Here is a 3,344-nt window from a genome sequence, read left to right on the forward strand (position 1 = left end):
CCCGCGGAGCGGGATATGCCCCGGCAAGCCGGGGCATAGAGCACGAATTGCGCAAGCGCAATTCGGATTCCGGCGCAAGCGCCCGGAATGGAATTCCGCAAGCGGAATTCTAAAAGCGGATCAATTCGCGCAAGCGCGAATTGTGGGCACCTGCGCAAACGCGGATGCCTGGGCTGACAGCAAGGGGAGGTGCATCACGCGAGGGCCTGTGTAGGGCTTGGTGATCCGCGCCACCACCCCCTCAACGAAAGTGACGGACCGTCGGCCTGACGGGGTGCCAGCCCCACCGCAGTGACGGGCTCCGCTGCGCTCCACCCGGACCCCTCCCCCGCCCTCGAAAACCGGGCGCTCACGCTCACCAATACCCCGCCAGCATACACGACAACCCGCCACGACTAGGCAGGATACGTCAACGCATCACCCGAGAGGATGAGCGTGCTTCCAGCATGATGCATCAGGATGTTTGGGTGTGTAGCATTTGGGACCTGGTGGCATCACCCCTAACCCTGACCAAAATCAAGCATGTGAATTCAGAATTGTGTGACCCTGAATAGCTCAGCCACAGAACGGAAGCCCGATATGGGAATGCTGGAATTCAACGTGCGGAGGTACGGTAGCCGAACGGCCCCCGGATCGGGCGGCGAAACCACCCGCTGGCCTCAGCCACGCTTCCATGTTTTTGAACGTCACGGTGGGCACGACCCGAGACGCAGCAACGCTGCTGCCGTCCACGAGCCGCACGGGTCCGCCGAGACGCATGCGAAGCCGCCTCAGCCGCAGAGCATCAGCCCGTGGTCAGGCCCGGTTGACCACGGCGCGGCACTGCGTGTCGGTGGTTGAGTCCAGCCGCAAGATCGGGTATCACGCGCGCGCACATGCTCTAGAGGGAGAGGGAGATCGATGTTTTCGCAGGTCAACACGTTTTCGGAGTCTCAGGGGTATCACCCCGGGGTGATAAATCGGGGTCCGGGTTATCACCCCGGGGTTGTAAAACGGCCCCCGTTTGTGCCCCAGGTGCACATTTTGACGGCCGGGGTCTCGGCGGGCGTGATGCGGATTGTGCACGTGGGGCACAAACGGCGCGGCGCGGGCGAGTCGACGTCGACCCGGCGGGGAGGGGAGAGAAATCACCCCCGGGTGATAACGACACGCGGAAAGTGCATCTGGGGAACAGGAAAGTGCAGGAGGGGCACAATCCAGTATGCTGCGGCCACCACCTACCGATCATGAGGAGCGGAGCCCCCCGATGACGGCACGGCCCCAGCAGCAGCCGCGGCAGAGGCTGGCCCCGGCCAACGCTCCTCCCCCGCCCCCACCGAGTGCCTTCCGGATGCCCGGGGCGCTGCGGCAGGCGAATGTGGTCAACCTGCCGGACGGCTACCGGGCCTCGGTGGAGCCGCCGGTCACCAGCGATGGGTTCCTGAACGAGGACTTCGTCATGGACAGCCAGGCGTTCCTGTGCTGGCTCGCCGATTACTACCGCGACGACCTGGTCTCGCTGCGGCTGATCGTGCGGATGATGGGCATGCAGAAGCCCGGCGGGACTGTCGAAGCGACACAGACGAAACTGGCGGAGCTGCTGAAGGTGAAGCAGTCGCAGATCTCCCGGTCGCTCAAGGAAGCTGGGCAGATCGGAGTGGTCGTCAAGCTCAAGGCGGGCACGTACCAGTTGCACCCCAGGCTGACGCTCAGGGGTGGCAGGGTGCCCATCGAGCCGAAGCCCGGTCTGCGTGTGGCGGGCACCATGAAGATCGACCAGCTCTCGCTGCTGGACGCGATCGAAGAGAATGAGGACCTGCCCGACGCTTTCCGCGCGCTGCGGAGGCTGCCGGACCCGGAGAAGAAGCCGCCCCGGGAGGACAAGGCCCGCGCACGGGCCCGAGCTGCAGCCCGACAGGCGCGGCCGGAGGAGGATGGGACGTCATGACGATCGCCGTGGAGAGCATGATCCCCGAGTACGTCTGGACGGCCAATAACGCCCTCGCCTTCACCCCCAGGGGCATGCCGCCGGCCGCCTACCCGGTCCTGCTGCACCTCCTGGGACGCCAGGAGCCCGGCGGGCGCTGCGTGGCCACTCAGGACGTCATCGCTCAGCACGTCGGGCTGAGCCGCTCGAAGGTCACCCGCGGCCTTCAGCACCTCGGTTTCGCCCAGATGGTCGGGAAGGAAGGGAACGGCGTCTACCGGCTCAGCCCCCTCATCGCCGGCTTCCGCACCCCCGCGGACCAGCTGGCGGCGATCGCAGCGATGGACGACGACGACCGGTTTGACCACCCGGACTTCCAGGAGCGCTACGAACGCCGGGTCGCGCAGCACGAGAAGGAGCGCCAGGAGAAGGCCGCCCGCCGGCTGCGTCCAGCTGAGCCGCCCATCGACCTCGCGTCCCGGCGCAAACGCTGACCCTCTGAAGCAGTGCCCTGCGGCGTCGCACCTCTCGTGCGGCGCCGCTTTCGCACGTGGGGAGACCCCGAGGACAGCGCCTCGCACCCGGCGGGGCGGTAGCAGCAGGGCAACCACTTTGTTCTGGATCTCCAGAACAGTCGACGTCCGACCGGCCGCGCGCACGGCGTTCCGGTGCGGGCAACCGTTCCGCGCGGGGGCGCTGCTGCTTCGCGATCTATGCAGCAGCTGTGAATGGATCTCACCCGGAGCATCGCAGATCTGCGATGCTATGCAGCGGCCGCGACGGCCCTCGGAGCCCCGTTGCTACCCCGATCAGCAAGGCATGCTGCATCGGGCCTGGGTCGGCCTGCTATACGAGCAGCACCCGTGTGCCGCCCGCCTGGCCCATGTAAATGCTGCGCTGCGCAGCGCAGCAATACCGGTCTGATACCACCAGGCGACCATCGATAGGACCACGAGCACCGCTGGCGGCAATGGTGCAGTGCGCGGCGGCGGCGGGCGGCCGTCGTCGCCGTGGAAGCCGGCGGCGGTGGGCTGCTTGCCCGACCGCCGCGTTCGTCGAGGCTTTGGCCGTGCTGTCAACAGGACCAGGTGTGGGAGCGAAGGTAGGTTCCTACGCCAGAGAGGTTGATCTTGCCGTCTTTGGCGAGACAGAAGACCCTGGTGCCACCTTCGTTGATGGCGGTGTAGGCCGAGACCGGCAGTCCGGAGAGCCCGTTGTTGAAGGCGGACTGCACGCGGGTGCTGCCCGTCCAGCTGCACTGGCTTGTGCCGTTGTGCCAGTCGGGGTCGTCTCCACTCCACCCGCAAACCGAGCCCGCGCCGTTGTCACCGCTGTAGACGCAGAAGGAGCCGTCGTTGCAGTCCCACGCTGCGGGAGCTGCGGTTGCGAAGCCCGGTATGAGCCAGGCGGTGGCGGTAATGGCGGCGGCACCCGCCAG

The 3,344-nt window shown here is 66.7% G+C and carries 3 protein-coding genes; 2 read left to right on the forward strand and 1 reads right to left on the reverse strand.

The features are described from left to right. Window positions 1-1,246: 1,246 nt before the first annotated feature. Complete coding sequence (locus GA0115259_RS38660; RefSeq protein WP_237540798.1) at window positions 1,247-1,927, forward strand: hypothetical protein; 681 nt, start codon at window positions 1,247-1,249, stop codon at window positions 1,925-1,927. Then, the gene (locus tag GA0115259_RS38665; RefSeq protein WP_093605310.1) at window positions 1,924-2,400 is read left to right on the forward strand and encodes a helix-turn-helix domain-containing protein; all 477 of its coding nucleotides are present in this window, start codon (window positions 1,924-1,926) and stop codon (window positions 2,398-2,400) included. The genes GA0115259_RS38660 and GA0115259_RS38665 overlap by 4 nt, the downstream gene beginning before the upstream one ends. Window positions 2,401-2,981: 581 nt before the next feature. Here GA0115259_RS38665 and GA0115259_RS38670 read toward each other — a convergent pair. Then, the coding region (locus GA0115259_RS38670; protein ID WP_161230676.1) for a peptidase inhibitor family I36 protein at window positions 2,982-3,344 on the reverse strand (363 nt) is incomplete at its 5' end.

Origin of the sequence: Streptomyces sp. MnatMP-M17 (assembly GCF_900091995.1) — a bacterium.
Classification (GTDB): Bacteria; Actinomycetota; Actinomycetes; order Streptomycetales; family Streptomycetaceae; genus Streptomyces.

What these genes read in the sequence shown, in the direction of transcription:
- GA0115259_RS38665 (WP_093605310.1), top strand. Translation starts at nt 1,924, where the DNA reads ATGACGATCGCCGTGGAGAGCATGATCCCCGAGTACGTCTGGACGGCC.
- GA0115259_RS38660 (WP_237540798.1), top strand. Translation starts at nt 1,247, where the DNA reads ATGACGGCACGGCCCCAGCAGCAGCCGCGGCAGAGGCTGGCCCCGGCC.